The organism is Thermosynechococcus sp. QS41, assembly GCF_031583515.1.
GTDB lineage: Bacteria > Cyanobacteriota > Cyanobacteriia > Thermosynechococcales > Thermosynechococcaceae > Thermosynechococcus.
This window is the reverse complement of the sequence record NZ_CP134181.1, coordinates 1,918,765-1,935,526: the sequence shown is the minus strand read 5'-3', so window position 1 is coordinate 1,935,526 and position 16,762 is coordinate 1,918,765. Positions and strand designations below refer to the sequence as shown.

General features: G+C 53.4%; 18 protein-coding genes. 6 read left to right on the top strand and 12 right to left on the bottom strand.

Annotation, left to right across the window (positions count from 1 at the left end; all coding sequences use genetic code 11):
* Positions 1-101 precede the first annotated feature (101 nt).
* The gene (locus RHJ80_RS09540; protein ID WP_206199971.1) at positions 102-641 is read left to right on the top strand and encodes a YqeG family HAD IIIA-type phosphatase; all 540 of its coding nucleotides are present in this window, start codon (positions 102-104) and stop codon (positions 639-641) included.
* Here RHJ80_RS09540 and aroQ read toward each other — a convergent pair.
* The 5 genes from aroQ to sufR all read right to left on the bottom strand — a co-directional run bounded on the left by aroQ (position 638) and on the right by sufR (position 3,312).
* Positions 638-1,084 carry a type II 3-dehydroquinate dehydratase gene (gene aroQ, locus RHJ80_RS09535; protein WP_190278250.1) on the bottom strand — a complete coding sequence of 149 codons (447 nt, stop codon included), beginning with the start codon at positions 1,082-1,084 and terminating at the stop codon, positions 638-640. The genes RHJ80_RS09540 and aroQ overlap by 4 nt on opposite strands.
* A 50-nt stretch (positions 1,085-1,134) precedes the next feature.
* Positions 1,135-1,263 (bottom strand): hypothetical protein, encoded by a 129-nt coding sequence (locus RHJ80_RS09530; protein ID WP_255451719.1) that lies wholly within the window; start codon positions 1,261-1,263, stop codon positions 1,135-1,137.
* Positions 1,264-1,389: 126 nt separating this feature from the next.
* Positions 1,390-1,722, bottom strand: a complete 333-nt coding sequence (psb28, locus tag RHJ80_RS09525; protein ID WP_149818920.1) for a photosystem II reaction center protein Psb28 — start codon at positions 1,720-1,722, stop codon at positions 1,390-1,392.
* A 50-nt stretch (positions 1,723-1,772) separates the two neighbouring features.
* A complete protein-coding gene (locus tag RHJ80_RS09520) occupies positions 1,773-2,651 on the bottom strand; it encodes an alpha/beta fold hydrolase (protein WP_206199970.1) in 879 nt (292 codons plus the stop codon).
* A 1-nt stretch (position 2,652) separates the two neighbouring features.
* Positions 2,653-3,312 carry an iron-sulfur cluster biosynthesis transcriptional regulator SufR gene (gene sufR / locus RHJ80_RS09515; RefSeq protein WP_149818916.1) on the bottom strand — a complete coding sequence of 220 codons (660 nt, stop codon included), beginning with the start codon at positions 3,310-3,312 and terminating at the stop codon, positions 2,653-2,655.
* A 121-nt stretch (positions 3,313-3,433) separates the two neighbouring features.
* Here sufR and sufB point away from each other — a divergent pair, with 121 nt between their 5' ends.
* Entirely contained in the window at positions 3,434-4,870 is a 1,437-nt protein-coding gene (gene sufB, locus RHJ80_RS09510; RefSeq protein WP_310800876.1) for a Fe-S cluster assembly protein SufB, read from the top strand.
* An 88-nt stretch (positions 4,871-4,958) separates the two neighbouring features.
* On the opposite strand, the gene RHJ80_RS09505 is transcribed toward sufB, so the two are convergent.
* Positions 4,959-6,005 (bottom strand): WD40 repeat domain-containing protein, encoded by a 1,047-nt coding sequence (locus RHJ80_RS09505; protein WP_310800875.1) that lies wholly within the window; start codon positions 6,003-6,005, stop codon positions 4,959-4,961.
* Positions 6,006-6,117: 112 nt separating this feature from the next.
* Between RHJ80_RS09505 and RHJ80_RS09500 the strand changes: the two genes are divergently transcribed.
* From RHJ80_RS09500 to RHJ80_RS09490, 3 genes are read left to right on the top strand one after another with little or no spacing between them, the layout of a single operon-like run.
* Positions 6,118-6,552, top strand: a complete 435-nt coding sequence (locus tag RHJ80_RS09500; RefSeq protein ID WP_149818910.1) for a thioesterase family protein — start codon at positions 6,118-6,120, stop codon at positions 6,550-6,552.
* Between the two features lie 42 nt (positions 6,553-6,594).
* Positions 6,595-6,921 carry a 2Fe-2S iron-sulfur cluster-binding protein gene (locus tag RHJ80_RS09495; protein ID WP_149818908.1) on the top strand — a complete coding sequence of 109 codons (327 nt, stop codon included), beginning with the start codon at positions 6,595-6,597 and terminating at the stop codon, positions 6,919-6,921.
* Between the two features lie 4 nt (positions 6,922-6,925).
* Positions 6,926-7,522 (top strand): CPBP family intramembrane glutamic endopeptidase, encoded by a 597-nt coding sequence (locus RHJ80_RS09490; RefSeq protein WP_206199966.1) that lies wholly within the window; start codon positions 6,926-6,928, stop codon positions 7,520-7,522.
* On the opposite strand, the gene RHJ80_RS09485 is transcribed toward RHJ80_RS09490, so the two are convergent.
* The 5 genes from RHJ80_RS09485 to RHJ80_RS09465 form a co-directional block, all read right to left on the bottom strand.
* Positions 7,519-9,132, bottom strand: a complete 1,614-nt coding sequence (locus RHJ80_RS09485) for an HD domain-containing phosphohydrolase (RefSeq protein WP_310800874.1) — start codon at positions 9,130-9,132, stop codon at positions 7,519-7,521. The two genes, RHJ80_RS09490 and RHJ80_RS09485, sit on opposite strands and share 4 nt — an antisense overlap.
* Before the next feature lie 60 nt (positions 9,133-9,192).
* A complete protein-coding gene (locus tag RHJ80_RS09480; RefSeq protein WP_310800873.1) occupies positions 9,193-10,113 on the bottom strand; it encodes an NAD(+) kinase in 921 nt (306 codons plus the stop codon).
* Between the two features lie 4 nt (positions 10,114-10,117).
* Positions 10,118-11,674 (bottom strand): circadian clock protein KaiC, encoded by a 1,557-nt coding sequence (kaiC, locus tag RHJ80_RS09475; protein WP_302678166.1) that lies wholly within the window; start codon positions 11,672-11,674, stop codon positions 10,118-10,120.
* A 75-nt stretch (positions 11,675-11,749) separates the two neighbouring features.
* On the bottom strand, positions 11,750-12,076 hold the full coding sequence (gene kaiB, locus RHJ80_RS09470) for a circadian clock protein KaiB (RefSeq protein WP_302678165.1): 327 nt from the start codon (positions 12,074-12,076) through the stop codon (positions 11,750-11,752).
* Between the two features lie 5 nt (positions 12,077-12,081).
* Positions 12,082-12,933, bottom strand: coding sequence for a circadian clock protein KaiA (locus tag RHJ80_RS09465; RefSeq protein ID WP_310800872.1), 852 nt, complete (start codon positions 12,931-12,933; stop codon positions 12,082-12,084).
* A gap of 218 nt (positions 12,934-13,151) precedes the next feature.
* On the opposite strand from RHJ80_RS09465, the gene RHJ80_RS09460 reads away from it, so the two are divergent.
* Entirely contained in the window at positions 13,152-15,308 is a 2,157-nt protein-coding gene (locus tag RHJ80_RS09460) for a histidine kinase dimerization/phospho-acceptor domain-containing protein (protein WP_310800871.1), read from the top strand.
* Here RHJ80_RS09460 and hemL read toward each other — a convergent pair.
* A complete protein-coding gene (gene hemL / locus RHJ80_RS09455) occupies positions 15,299-16,534 on the bottom strand; it encodes a glutamate-1-semialdehyde 2,1-aminomutase (protein ID WP_315862931.1) in 1,236 nt (411 codons plus the stop codon). The genes RHJ80_RS09460 and hemL overlap by 10 nt on opposite strands.
* Positions 16,535-16,762: the final 228 nt, after the last annotated feature.

Below are 16,762 nucleotides of genomic sequence, written 5' to 3'. Positions count from 1 at the left end.
TTGTGATTGGAGTAACGCTAGGAAAGATTTTTGCAGTTCCCACTCTCCCCTAGGATCGTGATAGTCTGGCAGAAGCTTCTTCTTTGTTATTTGCGTTTTCAATGGCCACTGGGTCTCTAGCAGCACTGCTGCAACCGGATTTAATTCTTGAAAGCACCATTGAACAGTTGCACCCCAGTCTGTTGGAAAAATATCATCTGCGGGGCATGGTGCTGGATGTGGATGATACGCTCCTCCCCACGTGGGATGAAGATCTGCCGCCGAAAATTCTGGCGTGGCTACTGGAGATCAAGCATCAGATGCCGATCTGGCTAGTGAGCAATAACTTGAACCATCGCCGCATTGAACGTATTGCCCAGCAGGTGGAGTTACCCTTTTTGATGGGGGCAGGCAAGCCCTCGCGGCGTAAGATTCGTCAGGCCGTGCAAGCCATGAATTTGCCCTATGATCAGGTGGCCATGGTGGGCGATCGCCTGTTTACGGATATTCTCGTGGGCAATCGCTTGGGGATGTTCACGATCTTGGTGCAACCCGTTCTTGTCAAGCGCCTTGATGGTAAATCTTGGGTACGCAATCTGGAATTTTGGCTGGCACGACAGTTGGGAACACCGCTGGCGATCGCCCCCCCCGCTGAGAATTAGCCTTTTGCTTGTAAATAATTGACCAGTGCCCGTAACCCCAACAAATAACTATCAGCACCAAAGCCAGCAATTTGACCGATCGCCACCGGCGCAATGTAGGAATGATGGCGAAAAGTTTCCCGTTGATGAATGTTACTCAGGTGAACTTCCACAGTGGGCAGGGCAACCGCAGCAATCGCATCTCGTAGAGCTACGCTGGTGTGGGTATAGGCTGCGGGGTTAATCAAAATGCCTTGGGCACGCCCCATTGCCTCTTGAATCGCATCTACCAAGACCCCTTCATGATTGGATTGGAGGCACTCAATGGTTACCCCTAACTCCTGCGCCAAGGCTGCCAAAGATTGGTTGATGCTCGCTAGTGTCACAACCCCATAAATCCCCGGCTCCCGTTGCCCTAACAGGTTTAGATTGGGGCCATGAAGCACCAAAATATGAAAGGCCAAGCTTAACCTAACCGTTCAAAACTGACTCAATGGTGTTGAATGCTGTCGCTCTATCGGCGATCGCGCACGGGAATCGGAATTGGCTCCAGCTCAGGGGTGGGATCGGCGCCACCTAGAAGTTCCAACAGTTTTTTTAACCACGATTTGAGGGTGTCAAGCAGGCTCTCTAGATAATCCATTGATGTCCCTACTGTATCGCTATAGAACTTGCAGATGCCCTGTGTCCTGAATAAAGACAAAAAAGGCATCGTAACTTTAAGCTAGCACAATCTTTTTGAATCGGCACCCGATCAATTTAAGACTGGTTAGGACTTCTGGAAGCCAAGGCCATGGCTGGCAGCGTAGCGATCCATAAAGCGAATAAAGCGATCCCACTCTTGGGGGCTGCGCATCGTGTAGGTGGCCTCAATGGCAACGGGCTGGCCGTTAATGAACTTGGCATTGACATCACGGGTAACAATTTCGCCTTCTTCGTCCACCATGTACATCCCCGTGATCTCCAAATTGCCCTCTTGGACGATTTTCGGGTTATCAAAGTAAAACATGGCTTGACCACTGCTGCCATCCCGTGCCCGCGTCAAACGCACATCGGGAACCACTTCTTCATCAACGCCACGGATAAATTGAATTTCTGCCATTGCACCAATACTTCAAGCAATACTTCTAGGATACCTGTATCGGGAACAACTTAAAGCAAGAAATCGCGCCGCAGGCTGTAGATCACCCATTCGGGTTGCTCCAGATGGGGTAAGACCCCTGCTTTGGGGATCACGTGAAACTGTTGCAGGCGATCGCGGGCGGTGGCATAGAGTCGCTCACCTAGAGAAAGGGGCGTGAGCTTGGCCTTTTCTCCCCAGAGGATCACGGTGGAGATCGTTAACTGGGGTAAATACTGGCTGAGATCAAAGGAGAGATTTCCCTTCAGGGTGGCCAGAGCTGCCCATTCAGCATTGGGACGACAGGCAGAGTGGAGGTACGCTTCTACGGTTTCTTCTTTAAGCCGCTGGGGGTCGGCAAAAATAAACTGGCTCAGGAAGTTGCGCACTGCCAAGGGGTTAGCAGCAGCAACGGTGTAAATGAGGCGATCAAGAATCGGCACCCTCAGCAGGGCATTGGCGATCGCCTGTCCTTGATCTTCACCAAAGTCATTGAATCCACTGGGGCAGACCAGACACAAACGCTCAAAAAGATGGGGTTGCTGAATCGCCAAGCGCACCACAATGCCCGCCGTTAGGGAGGAGGCAACCACCGGCACAGGGGAACCCAGCATCCGCAACAGTTCAGCAATCATTAGCCAGTAATCACTAGTGCTGTAGTCGCGGGCAGGGTGATCCGACTCGCCCCAACCAATGAGATCCGGGGCAATAACGCGGTAGCGAGCCGCAAAGGCAGGATACACCTGCGACCACTCGTAGTGGCTAGACCCACCCCCCAAACTGTGGAGAAAGACCAGGGGAGGGCGAGATTGCACCTGACCCCAGTAGCGATCGCTGGGGGTGTAATAGACCATACGGCCACTGCTGGTGCTAAAGCTCTGCTGGACAAACGTGGGCGGACAAAAGGCCATGCTACTTCAGAGGACGAATCAGGTAACCACAGCGATGTTCACCATCCACAAGCCAATGGGTGCGCTCCACAGCACAATCCCCAAGGGCGATCGCAAACATCTCTAACTCATGATTACAGACGGTGGGAAAAGACTGGGCAACGGCGGAAATTGCACAATTGTATTCCGTAAAGAGATAGGCACCTTGAGGCTCACTTACGGGGTAAAACTCTGCCATATACCCTTCCTGTCGCCGCAGGGCCACCAGTCGTGCCAAGCGTTCCGCCAACGTACCGCTTCCCATTTGCTCGCGATAGGCCAATGCCTTGCGCTGCCAAGCTGCCTGCAATACGTCCTGCATCTGCTCGGGGCCTAGGGTTGCTGCTACGGATTCCAAGAGTTCAACGGCAAAGCCCTTTGTCTGACTCGACTGTTGCCGCAGTTGCAGTTGCCGTAGTTCCTCTCGTCCCGCCTCGCTAATCGTGTAACGGTATTGGGGACGCCCCACCGTACCCGACAGGACTTCATAGGTCACTAGTTGCTCCGCCTCTAGATCCTTGAGGTGCCGCCGCACCGCTTGCGGACTAATCGCCAGTTGTGCCGCCAACTCCTGGGCACTGAGGTGACCGTCGCGGAGAAGGCAGTGTAAGATGTCCTGTTTAGTATCTGATGTGAGCGTCACGCAACGCCCCCTTGACTAAAACAACCGTTTTGTTGCTAAATTAGTCCTAGAGATAAAGCAACCATCTTGTTGCTTAATATACTCTAAATTTTGGCCATTCCTTCACCCAAGAGAACACTCGATGTCGGCAACGGTACAATCCCTCGTCAATCAGCCCTATAAATACGGCTTTGTCACCCAAATTGAGACGGAAACCATTCCCCGAGGTCTCAACGAGGACATTATCCGCCTCATCTCTGCCAAAAAGAACGAGCCAGAGTTCATGCTGGAGTTTCGCCTGCGGGCCTATCGCCAATGGCTGAAGATGAGCGAACCCACATGGCCACGGGTGAGCTATCCCCCCATCAACTACCAAGACATTGTCTATTACTCGGCTCCAAAACAAAAGGAAAAGCTGAAGAGCTTGGATGAAGTGGATCCCGTCCTGCTGGAAACCTTTGAGAAACTGGGGATTCCCCTTTCAGAGCAAAAGCGGCTGAGCAATGTGGCCGTAGATGCCATTTTCGATAGCGTGTCAGTGGCTACCACATTCCGTGAGGAGTTGGCCAAGCAGGGGATCATTTTCTGCTCCATTTCTGAAGCGCTCCACGAATATCCCGAGTTGGTGCAGAAATACTTGGGCAGCGTTGTCCCCATTGGCGATAACTTCTATGCTGCTTTGAACTCCGCCGTCTTTTCCGATGGCTCTTTTGTCTATATTCCCAAGAACACCCGCTGTCCGATGGAGCTATCCACCTATTTCCGCATTAACAATGGTGAGTCGGGGCAGTTTGAGCGCACGCTGATTATTGCTGATGAGGGCAGCTATGTGAGCTACCTTGAAGGCTGTACTGCTCCCATGTTCGATACCAATCAACTCCACGCAGCAGTCGTAGAACTGGTGGCCCTTGACAATGCCGAAATCAAATACTCCACGGTGCAAAACTGGTACGCTGGCGATGAAAACGGCAAGGGGGGCATCTATAACTTTGTGACCAAGCGTGGACTCTGCCTTGGCCGCAACTCCAAAATTTCTTGGACACAGGTGGAAACAGGTTCAGCCATTACTTGGAAGTACCCCAGTTGTGTCTTGGTGGGGGATAATTCCGTGGGTGAATTCTACTCCGTTGCCCTCACCAATCATTACCAGCAGGCGGACACGGGCACCAAGATGATCCACATTGGTAAGAATACCCGCAGCACGATTGTCTCCAAGGGGATCTCGGCAGGGCACTCCCAAAATAGCTATCGCGGCTTGGTGAAAATTGGGCCGAAGGCCACGGGAGCACGCAACTATTCCCAATGCGATTCGATGCTCATTGGTGATACGGCAGCCGCCAATACCTTCCCCTATATTCAGGTGCAAAACCCCACGGCACAGGTGGAGCATGAGGCCTCAACCTCAAAAATTGGTGAGGATCAACTCTTCTACTTTGCCCAGCGGGGCATTTCTGCCGAAGATGCGGTCTCAATGATGATTAGTGGCTTCTGTCGCGATGTCTTTAACCAGTTGCCGATGGAATTCGCGGTCGAGGCCGATCGCCTGCTGAGCCTGAAGCTCGAGGGGAGTGTTGGCTAAAGAAGATTCAAGCCGTTGTTCTCCGTGGCTAAGATTCTTGGGCATCTTAGCCGTTTTTTTTGCTTCGCAGTTGAGACATATAAGTTCTCTATGAGCTTCCGGGAAAGAGGCGCCACACCTTAATGGTTCGGTCTTCACTGGCGGAAATCAGTTGATCTTGACCAAAAATGACACTGTACACGGCACCAGAGTGGCCTTTGAGGGTGCGCAATGACTGGCCGGAGAGAGACCAAAGTTTGACGGTTTGATCGCCGTGGCCACTGGCAATGGTGCTGCCATCGGGACTCACCGCCACGCTAAAGACTTGCCCACCTTCGGTGCCAAACTGATGCTGAAGTTCTCCTGTGGCCAAGTTCCAGACTTTGATCCCGTCTTGGTCACTGCCGCTCACTAGTTGGCTGCTGTCGGGGGTGAAGGCGAGGCTATTGACATCGCTGGTGTGTCCTTCGAGGGTGCGCAGGAGGCGGCGCGAGGGCAAATCCCAAATGCGGATCAGCTTATCCACTCCGCCAGTGGCTAAAAAACGCCCATCGCGACTAATGGCAACGCTGAGCATGATGCCCTCATTGCCTTTTAGGGTAGTGATTTCCTGACGGCTAGGGAGATCCCACAGTTTGACGGTGTGATCATAGCTGGCACTGGCAAGGGTGCGGCCATCGGGACTAAGAGCTAAGCCATTTACAAAATCTTGGTGGCCAGTGAGGGTGGCCTGGAGCTGGCGATCGCTCACATCCCAGAGTTTGATGGTTTTGTCTTTGCTGCCGCTAATCACGGTTTGACCATCGGGAGTGATCACAAGGGCGTAGATCCAATCGGTGTGACCGGTGGCTTGTCCGAGGGCAGTTCCCGTAGCCAAATTCCAAAAATACAGCTTGCGATCGTCGCCACCACTGACGAGTAAATTACCGTCGGGACTGAGGGCGATCGCGTTCACTTCATCTTGATGGCCGCGCAGCGTCGTAGCGAGGGCAATTTTTTGCCACTTGGAGGTGGTTTCCGTGGGGGAGCCACCATTCTGATCGGGGGAGGGCGTCCAGCGTTGACTGAGTTGCCAATAGGCCAGTGCTGCGACCAAGCCGCTGATGACAAGCGTGCTCAAAAGAAGTCGCAGATCAGAACTGCCTTTGTTACTCATCCGTCCCGTACCCCAATAGCTTGCAAAAGGGCTGTACCCTACATTAACAATAAAGGCTGTGGCGCGTTTTTGCGTATGGCTTGTGTTGGACAACCCCATGGGATGGTCATCAATGAATACAACACCCCTTCGCGACTATGAGCGCACGGTTCATTTTGCTGACACGGATGCCGCTGGGGTAGTTTACTTTGCTAATCTGCTGCGGTTTTGCCATGAGGCCTATGAGGATGTCCTTGCCCAGTTGGGGGTGGATCTGCGGCAATTTTTTAGCAACAATGGCCTGATTGTGCCGATTACGGAGGCGCAGGTGCGCTTTTTGAAGCCCCTCTACTGTGGCGATCGCCTGCGGGTGACCATTGACCCCCAAAGACTGGATCACAGCCGTTTTCAACTGACCTATACGCTCTACAATGCGGGGGGCGATCGGGTGGCCATTGCCCAGACGCAACACATTTGCCTGCAAGAACGCCAACGGGTCGCCATCCCTGAACCTTTGAGCCGCTGGCTAAAGTCCGCACCAGAGGAAACCAGCGATCGCGAGGATTAGGGGGATAATAGGAAAGATGTTGCGTCATAGCTCACTGCAAGAATGACCCAAACCTTTCGTGTTGAGATCCTGCACCAAGGACAAACCTACACGTTTGAAGCCAGTGCCGATAAACCCATCCTGCGATCGGCCACCGCTGCTGGCATTGATCTCCCCAGTTCCTGTAATGCCGGGGTGTGCACTACCTGTGCCGCCCAAATTCAAGAGGGTACCGTTGATCACGGCGATGCCATGGGGCTGAGTCCCGAACTGCGGGAAAAAGGTTATGTGCTCCTCTGTGTGGCTCGCCCCTGTTCAGATCTCAAACTCATCTCTGAAAAAGAGGAAGAGGTCTATAACTTCCAATTTGGTCAATTCCAGAAAGCGTAGGCCTATGGAGGAGTCCCCCCTGCCCGATGAGCCTCTGAGTCGTACGCAGGTCTTAGTGGCCATGGCGTTGACGGCCATCCTGTGGTTGATTTTGGCGCGGGTGTGGTTATTGACCCCCTTTTCCGCGGGACTTCTGCCGCTGCGCTGGGATGGTTGGGCAGTGGTTTTAGGGATTGTCCTCTGCTTAGGAATTACGGGGATGGGGGCTATTTTGTATCGGCTCTGGCCCGCCTACCGCCATGCGTCGGATACCTACCTGAAACTGGTACTTTCACCGCTGCTGTGGCCTGATTTATTTTGGATTGGCATTCTGCCCGGCCTCAGTGAAGAGCTGCTCTTTCGCGGGGTGCTCCTACCAAGCTTGGGTCTCAACTGGGCAGGGATCATCGGTAGCTCGGTGTGCTTTGGTATTTTGCACGCTGGATCGCGGCAGCAGTGGCCCTATGCCCTGTGGGCAACCATTGTGGGCGGGCTGTTTGCCTATAGTGCCGTCGCAATGAATAATTTACTCCTAGCGATCGTCGCCCATACCTGTACTAATTGGCTGGCGGCTACGCTTTGGAAAGTCTCCTTTTTGCGATCGTCTCCCCATCAACCCTAGCGCTGGTGCCCCAGCACCCGAAAGACCTCCTGTTGCTCAAAGAGTTCAACGAGATCGGGATTAATCTTAAATTCCTTGGCCTCCTGCCACAGAATCTCTAGGGCCGCATCCACGGGTAGACTCTTTTTGTAGGGGCGATCCTTGGCCGTCAGGGCATCGTAAATATCGGCGATCGCCAGCATCTGGGTTTGCAAAGGAATCTCCGCCGCCCCAATACCTCGCGGGTAGCCACTGCCATTCAATCGCTCATGGTGACCATAGGCAATGATCGGCACATTTTTTAGGTGGGGTGTCCAAGGAATGCGGCAGAGAAACTGGTAGGTATGGGTGACGTGGGCCTCAATGAGCCGCCGCTCCTGTTGGGTAAGATTCCCTCGCCGCACCAAGAGTTGTTCCAGTTCGCTGGCCGTAATCAGGGGATGGAGTTCGCCATCAGTCCCGCGATAATAAAACTGGGTTAATTCCTGAAGGCGGGCAAGGGGTTCTTGATCGAGAATTTGCGGCTCATTGGCCTGCTCGAGCAACTGCCAATAGGCTTCGAGGGTGACCAGTTGTTGGCGAAGTTCCTCATCGAAGTGACGCAAAAAGGCGCAGTGGTGACAGGCCTGTTCTGGGCTATGAACCGTGTGGGGATGGCACAGGAGATAGTTCACCTTGGCTTGAGCTGTTTCCATTTCTAGGGTGCGGCGCACGAGGGCAAACCGTTGGCGAATCACCTCCAATTGTTCAGGGTAGAGTTTCTTTTGCTTGTTGAGAATAGCCTCCGGCACACCCACCTTGCCAAAATCATGGAGCAGCGCTGCATAGCGAATCTCTTGCAGTTGGCGATCGCTAAAGGCGACCTCGCGAAATACTCCCCTAGAGGTTTCATTAATAGTCTGCGCTAGATGAACCGTGAGAGCGGCAACCCGTTCGGAATGTCCTGCTGTTGTTGGATCCCGCGCCTCAATGGCCTGAACTGAAGCGGTGACAAAGCCCTCAAAGAGCTGTTCAATACTTTCTAGGAGATGGTTGCGCTCAATAATCACAGCCGCCTGACTGGCCAGCGATCGCACAATGTGTTCTTCCCAAGGGCTATAGGGTTGGGTGAGAGCCACAGTGGTTTCTGGCGTCAGCAGGGTGTCGGGCGATCGCTTGCGGTTAATCAGTTGCAGAACGCCAATCACCTCACCACTGACATTTTGCATCGGCACCACCAGCACCGAGCAGGTTCGATAGCGCAGGGCTTCATCAAAAGAACGATTGAATTGGTACAGCTCGTTTCCCGCTAGGGCATACACATCGGGAATATTCAGGGATTCCCCCGTGAGGGCGGCATAGCCCACCAAGCTATCAGGGGTGAGGGGGACTGTAGTGTCCTGTACCTGCTCAGGGAGAGCAACACTATCATTTTGAGCCGCCTTAAATTCCAGAACTGCCCGTTCGCCCCGAACTAGAAAAATTGTGCCGGCATCGCTAGCAGTAATTTGGCGACTTTTCGTGAGAATGAGATGCAGTAGTTCCTCTAGGGATTGGCTCGCGGAAAGGGCAATGCCAATTTCCAGAAGCTGATCAACAAGCGTTTCGGCACTCGATCCAAGCACCGCTCGTTCAAGGGGACTGACAATCATCGCAAAAGACCCGTGAGGAATGCGCCCATTATAGATGCGTTGCAAGCATGGGGTTGTGATCTAATTGCGGTGGTTGTTGTGGTAAGGAATGCGTGCCCCTGCCCAAGCCAACTTCTCCCGTAGCGTTTGATAGAAAGAGTAGTGATCCCGCAGGAGGATAAAGCGTGCCTGACAATCGGCCATCGTCACCTGTACCCGCTGTCCCGGCCAGATGGAGGTGGCCAGTACGCCATCCATCCACAGTTTAGTATTGAGGCTGTGATCGTCCAACGGCCAAATGCTCACTTCAGAGCGCGAGGGCAAGACAATGGGGCGACTCGAGAGACTCAAGGGACAAATCGGCGTCACCACAAGCGCTTCCATCCCCGGATGCAAAATGGGGCCATTGGCGGCGACCGTATAGCAGGTGGAGCCGGTAGGGGTGGCCACCAGCAACCCATCCCCTTGGTACTGATCCACCACATCGCCATCAATTTCCATTTCGAGGATGGCGGTGATCATGCGATCGGCAGATGCCGGCTTAATGCACATTTCGTTCAGGGCATAGTAGCGATCGCCCACCACTTCAGGATGCAATTTTGATCCCTCAAACACTTGGGCTTGCAGCATCATTCGCTGTTGCATGGCGTACTCATCCCGCTCAAGGCGATCCCAAACCGCCTCCATATCGCGAAACAGCTCTAATGGTTCCGTCAAAAACCCCAAATGCCCCCCCACATTGACCGCCAGAATCGGAACCCCCGCCGCAGCCAGATGCCGTGCCGCCGCCAAGGAAGTGCCATCTCCCCCCAGAACAACGGCCAGATCTATCGGCTCTGTTACCGAGGCCATAAAGACGGGGTAGGGGTTGTCCTTAGGCCCACTCGGCCCCACAAGCACATTGGCGCCACGCTGTTGCAGTTGACGGGAGGCGCGATCCGCCCATTCCTTGCTCTGGCGATCGCCGGCCTTGTGCACCACAATGACTTGGTTGAGCTGCATGGGGTTACTGGTTCTCTAGATCCTGCATTCCCTTGGCAATCCGTGCCAACTCCGTTTTTTCATCCACCGCAATACGGGTTGGGGTACCGCTGATAATCCCCTCAAAGTTACGGAACGAATCGCGGATCTCGGCGCCCTTTTCTGTGATGACATACTCGCGAATGCCCTTGTCGTGCCACGAACCCCGCATCTTAAAGACGTTAATTGCCCGCGACATTTCACCGCGAATTTCCACATACTGTAGCAGCAAAATCGTATCTGTGATTGTAGAAATATGGGACTCGGTAATGGAGTTAGAGCCCATAAACTGATCGGTCGTATTGGTGAAAAAGCCGGTGATCTCCTCTTGCTTGGCAAATCCAGTGACCCCAATCACAAACTGCCGGAAGGCATTGTTGCTTACCCCCCGCGCCAAAGCAGAAAGGGAGTCAATGGCCACCCGTGAGGGCTTAAAGTCCGCAATCTCGGATTTAATAATCTGTAGGTGATCCTCTAGCCCTGCTGACTCAGGGTAGGCACAAATAATCCGCAACAGATCTCGCCGTTCTAGCTCCTCAAAATCAATTCCCCAAGAGGAGGCATTGCGAGACAACTGGGCTCTTGACTCTTCATAGGCAAACAGCAAGGCGCGTTCTCCCTGCTGGCATCCTGTCTCCAAGAACTTGCTCACCAACAGGGTCTTGCCCGTACCCGTTGCCCCCGTGGCCAAAATAATGGAATCCTTGAAGAAGCCACCCCCACACATCTCGTCGAGGGTCTTGACCCCCGAAGACACCCGCACATTGGAGGAGCGCTGGGTAAGACGCATGGCTCCCAAGGGGAAGATATTGATGCCATTGTTGATCGTGAAGGGATATTCCCCCTTCATATGGGTGGTGCCCCGCAGCTTGAGAATTTCCACAGTGCGCCGCCGCCGTTCCCCCTCAAGCACATTGCGTAAAATCACCACGTTATCGGAGACAAATTCCTCCACCCCAAAACGCGCCACTGGCCCATATTCATCTACCCGCTCCGTGGTCATAATGGTGGTCACGCCCAGTTGCTTCAGACGAAACGCCAAGCGGAAAATTTCCCGCCGCACCACTGAGGCGGCATCGTACTGCTGAAAAACAGCTGTCACGGAGTCAATGGAAACCCGTGTTGCTTTGTATTTGCGAATGGCGTACTGAATGCGCTCAATCAGAGCAGATAAGTCAAAATCCCCAGCTACCTCCTGACCATCGGGATCTGGGGAAGCATCGAGGATAAAGAGCTTGCCTTGATCAATGAGGCTTTGCAGATTCCAGCCAAAGCTCAGGGCATTTTTAATAATGTCTTGGGGCGACTCTTCAAATGTAACAAATATACCTGGCTCATTAAAAATCGTAATGCCATTGTAGAGAAACTGAACTGCAAAAAGGGTCTTCCCTGTGCCGGAGGTGCCACTCACCAAAGTGGTGCGTCCTTGGGGCAGTCCCCCATGGCTGATGTCGTCAAATCCCTCAATCATTGTCGGGATTTTCTTGACTTCCGCAGGCGATTGCTCAGTTGTACTGAACTGACTTTCAGGTAGGTTCGTCATAGAAGATGTTGAGATCAGTATGCTGCCAAAAATTCCAAAAGGTTATTCTAAACTGAGATACTCTAACCACTGCGCCTATTCCAAACTGAGATCGTCATCCGCTGGCTCACCAATTTCTTCATACAGCAAGTCCAAGCCAATGAGCACCTTCTCTCGGTTGGACAGATCACCGATGATGCGACGTACAGGCGGCGGCAAGACTTTGGCAAGGGTTGGGGTCGCTAAAATTTTATCCTCCTCCGCCAGTTGCGGATTTTTTAGGACATCAATCACTTTGAGGGCATAAACCCCCTTAAATTCCTTTTCAAGAATATTATTGAGGGTTTTCAGAGCCCGCACGGAGTTGGGGGTGTTGCCGGCCACGTAGAGTTTGAGAACGTAAGTTTTCCGCAGTGGGGTCATGGGCGCTACACCTCACGCGGAATTGAGCGACGGTACATTTCGCACAAATGGGCAATGACATCAATGAGGGTCAGGCGATAATCGAGCAAAATGTCCTCACTGCGGCCTTCCAGTTTGAGTTGCTTAGAAAAATTATCCATGAGTTCAACGTGAATCTCTAGGACTTGGGAAACGGAAATATCTGCGAAGAATGCTTTGCTAACAAATTCATCAATACGCTCATTAACTTTGGAATTACTGCTGAAGTACTCCAGAACAATGGTACGATAAATTGAGCGCAACTCATCGAGGAGCTTGCGCTTGTCGGCAGCGGACATCCGCCGAAAGAAAAAGGCGGTATCGCGCTTATAATACACCCCAAGGTAGCCTAGGCGCTCCTTTAATTTTTGGGACAAACGGTGCTGGGGGTCAAGGTTGCCACTGTCCTTGAGGGTCGGCATGCGGAACATGACGTGGGGGGGCACCGCACACCCCGGACACAACTTGATAAATCCGGTGATGGCCTCCTCAATAGACTGATTCAGGGAATGCAGATTATCGGTGCTAAGAATGATTTCAGCAATGTGATAGTGGGGGCCTGGGGGAAGTGGCGACAGGTCAGCCGGAAAGATAATAATTGCCGGCAGGAGGGTGGCGCTGTGGTGCAGGTAGGTAATGATTTGCGGAGTCCCCTCTCCCCATTCTAAAATTAAACAAGCGATGCTATTTCGCCGCTGCTCTACATAGCTGCAAAACTCTCTCTCAGTCGAAAAGTAAACAAGTTCATCAATGTCGGAGTTGTGCAAACGAACTAGTTCTTGGCCAATAGCGGGCGAGTAAACTAAGCCACAGATTGTTAGTGCGGTTGACTGCGCCACGTGCTTTCAGAACTTGAGTTTGCATCTGATAGCATCCTATCACTTTCTCGCTGGTGGTGGCAGTGTTTTCTGGAGGAGTGTTGCCATTTCATTACAAGCTTAGGACCAACAGCCCTGCTCACAAGGACAGAACACACTCAAGAATGGCAAAGCCGGCGTAAAACGGCATCCTACTTCATTATTTGATGTATCCCCCATTGCAAAAAAGGGCTGTATCCATGAATTCCCTCTCCCTAGCCAGCTTTACTGAACCTGCAATGACGGTGGGGGCAGGTTTGTCTCTCAGCGAGGTGTGCCAGCGTTGGCAAGAAACCCTCCCAGAGACGATCGTCATTGTGGATGAGGGGCAAAAACCCTTGGGAGTGGTGCAGGGCTGGCGGTTGGCGTTGAGTTTGGAGCGGGAAGGGACGTTAGCCGACTTGGCGGTGGGGAGTGTGACGGCTTCTTGGCGATCGCCCGTGATGGTGGTACCCGCAGGGTGGACTTTATTGCAGTTTCAGGGGTGGTTGCGCAGCCAAGTCCAGATGCCAGCCTATATTGCGGTTGTGGATGCACAGGGTTGTTTTTTGGGACTGCTGGATCAGCAACGCTTGCTCTATCGCTGGGCGTGCCAGCCCCCTTTGCCTTGGCTGGAGGTGATTGAACAATTGCCTTTGCCGGTACAAATTCAAAACGCCCAAGGGAGAGTCGTTTGGCAAAATCGCGCTTGGTCAGAACACTTAACTGATTTCTTGCCACTGGTGCAGCCTAAATTTGAAGGCATGAATTGTCAGGCACTAGAGGCGCGATCGCGTAGCGCGCCCTTCGGGCGATCGCTCTGGCAGGTGTGTTCGTTTCCCTTGAATTTAACGTCGTTGGACTGGGAGAAGGCAGAAAGCGGTGTCGCGGTGGCGAGCGATCGCTATTGGTTATTTTTTGCCCAACGGCGGCAGGAGTCAGATCCGACGACCCCCACCCGCTTGCACCAACTGCGCCTCCATCAGCAAAAGCGCCTCCTCCTGAGCTTGGGGCATGAACTCAAAAATCCCCTAACGGCGATTCTCAGCCTCACCCAACTTTTGTGGCAGCACCCTCTACCAGAGCAACAGGACTACCTTGCCCTGATCCAGCGTAGCGGTTGGCAAATGAATCGCCTCATTCAGGCGTGGCAGGACTACACCCGTGCCCTTTGGCGAGAGTTGGAATTGCAATGGGAAACCGTAGAATTGGCGGGTTTGTGGTTGCGATCGCAGGAGTTGGCGGAGCATCTTTACCATCTAACCCCGCCGGGTTGGCAGTGGCAGTGGCACATTGATCAGCCCTTGAGCCATGTGTACCTCTACGGCGATGCTCTGCGGCTACGGCAGATTCTTGCCCATCTCTTGGGGTGGCTGATGCTCTTTCCCAGCGATCGCTATGGACTACGCCTGAGTCGCTGGCAAAATTGGCTGGCGCTGCAACTGTGGGAAGAGGGACATGGCATTCCCCTCAAGGATCACGATCGCCTGCTGCACGAATGCCTCGAGGACTACGCCGAAGTCACCATGGGGCTGATGCTCGCCCGCCAACTCTGTCGTCTCCACAATGGTGAGCTTTCCTTTATTGCCCAAGCTGACGACTCCAGTGAGTGGACAGTACTACTGCCCTTTGCTGAGGAACTTCCCCCTGAATTACCCACTACGGCTCAATTGATCCTTTTGGTCAGTAATGATGCCACGTGGATCATGGACACGACTTCCGCATTGCAGCGCAGTCACTACGGCTATGTGGTCGCTCGCCATCCCCTTGAAGCGCTGGATAAGCTGGAGCAACTGCAACCCACGGCCATTGTTGTCCGCCCCGCCAGTAGTCTCATTTTGGCTGATGTGGTTGAGAGTCTGGCCACCAGCCCCTTCACGGCCACTGTTCCGTTGATCATCCTCTCCGATGAAGCCACTCCCTTGGGCTTGACCGGTTTTGTGCAACGGCTGCCCTTGAGTAGTCATCCCAGCCTGCTGATTGATGTCCTCGATCGCTGGTGTTTCCCGCGATTGGCTGCTCCAGTCGAAGAATCGACTTTTGAGCGTCCCCTCCTCAATCAAACGGTACTCCGCCTCGGCCTCCTCCATGACATTAGCCTGCCCCACCTGCGGCTCCTCGAAGCAGAAGACCTCGAACAGGCCGATCTCTTGGTGGAGATTTGGCAACCCGATGTTCTGATTTGGGATTTGCCCGCTGACGAGGTCGCCGATCTGGAGAATCATCCCAAACTGCGAAAACTCCCCATGATTACCTTGGCCGAAGATAGCAGCCGAGCCATTCATCAATTGGGGGATGTCATGGTCTTTCCCTGCCTCAACCTTGCGGACTTAATGGATGTGGTGCTCCTTGCCGCGACGGTGAAAGCTCAAAGCTGACTCAGCACTGTCCGCGCTGCCGCAATGGTGCGCTCAATATCCGCCTCTGTATGGGCAAGGGAAGTAAAGCCCGCTTCAAACTGGGATGGCGCAAGGTAAATCCCCTGCTCCAACATACCCCGGTGGAAGGCCGCAAACTTTTTCAAATCGGACTGCTTGGCTTGCTCATAGTTCGTCACCGGACCAGCGGTGAAAAAGAGACCAAACATGCCACTGATGTGCCCACCACACACCTCATGGCCAAATTCCCGTGCGGCCTCTAACAGTCCTTGGATCAGCTTGCCTGTGATCCGATCCAGCTGCTCATAGCTACCGGGGCGGCTGAGAATTTCCAAGGTTTTAATGCCCGCTGTCATTGCCAAGGGATTGCCAGAGAGGGTACCCGCTTGATACACCGGTCCTGCCGGCGCCACCATCTTCATAATGTCAGCGCGACCGCCATAGGCACCCACCGGTAGGCCACCGCCAATCACTTTTCCGAGGGTGGTGAGGTCTGGTGTCACACCAAATTTTTCCTGAGCACCACCATAGGCGATGCGAAAGCCGGTCATGACTTCATCAAAGACCAAGAGGGCACCGTACTGTTTTGTCAGCTCTCGCAGCCCTTCGAGAAAGCCGGCATCTGGCGGAATAAAACCCGCATTGCCGACCACAGGTTCAAGGATCACCCCCGCAATGTCATCGGGATACTGTTCAAAGAGGCGACTGACCGCTTCGAGATCGTTGTAGGGTGCGGTTAATGTGGCGGCGGTGGTTGCTTTCGGCACGCCGGGAGAATCGGGTAAACCCAATGTAGCGACTCCTGACCCTGCTTTGACCAAGAACATATCGGCATGACCGTGGTAGCAGCCTTCAAACTTGATCACCTTTTCCCGCTGGGTATAGGCACGCATGAGCCGCAGCACTGCCATACAGGCTTCGGTGCCAGAATTCACAAAGCGCACCATCTCGACACTAGGGACAGCGGCAATCACCATTTCCGCCAAGATATTCTCAAGCACGCAGGGGGCGCCAAAGCTGGTTCCCTTTTCAAGGGCGGCATGGAGAGCATCAATGACTTCGGGATGGGCATGGCCGACGATCGCGGGTCCCCAAGACCCCACATAGTCAATGTATTGGTTGCCGTCTACATCCCAAATGTGGGCACCCTTGACGTGATCAAAGACAATGGGCTGGCCGCCGACGGACTTGAAGGCACGCACAGGTGAACTGACGCCACCGGGCATGAGTTTTTGGGCAGCGGCAAAAATTTCTTGGGATTTTGTGGTTTGAAAAACGGTCGTGGTCAACGTCAACTCCCTCAAGCATTGGCGTGCTCACAGTATTATAGGCAATTCTTCTGCCCCTTAACCCGACAAAGGCGCATGTTGCAATTCTTTACGGTTTGGGCGGCTCATTTATGGCGTTTGGGAGAATAACACTGGAGTTGTACCCACAGAACGGCTACCTCTGCA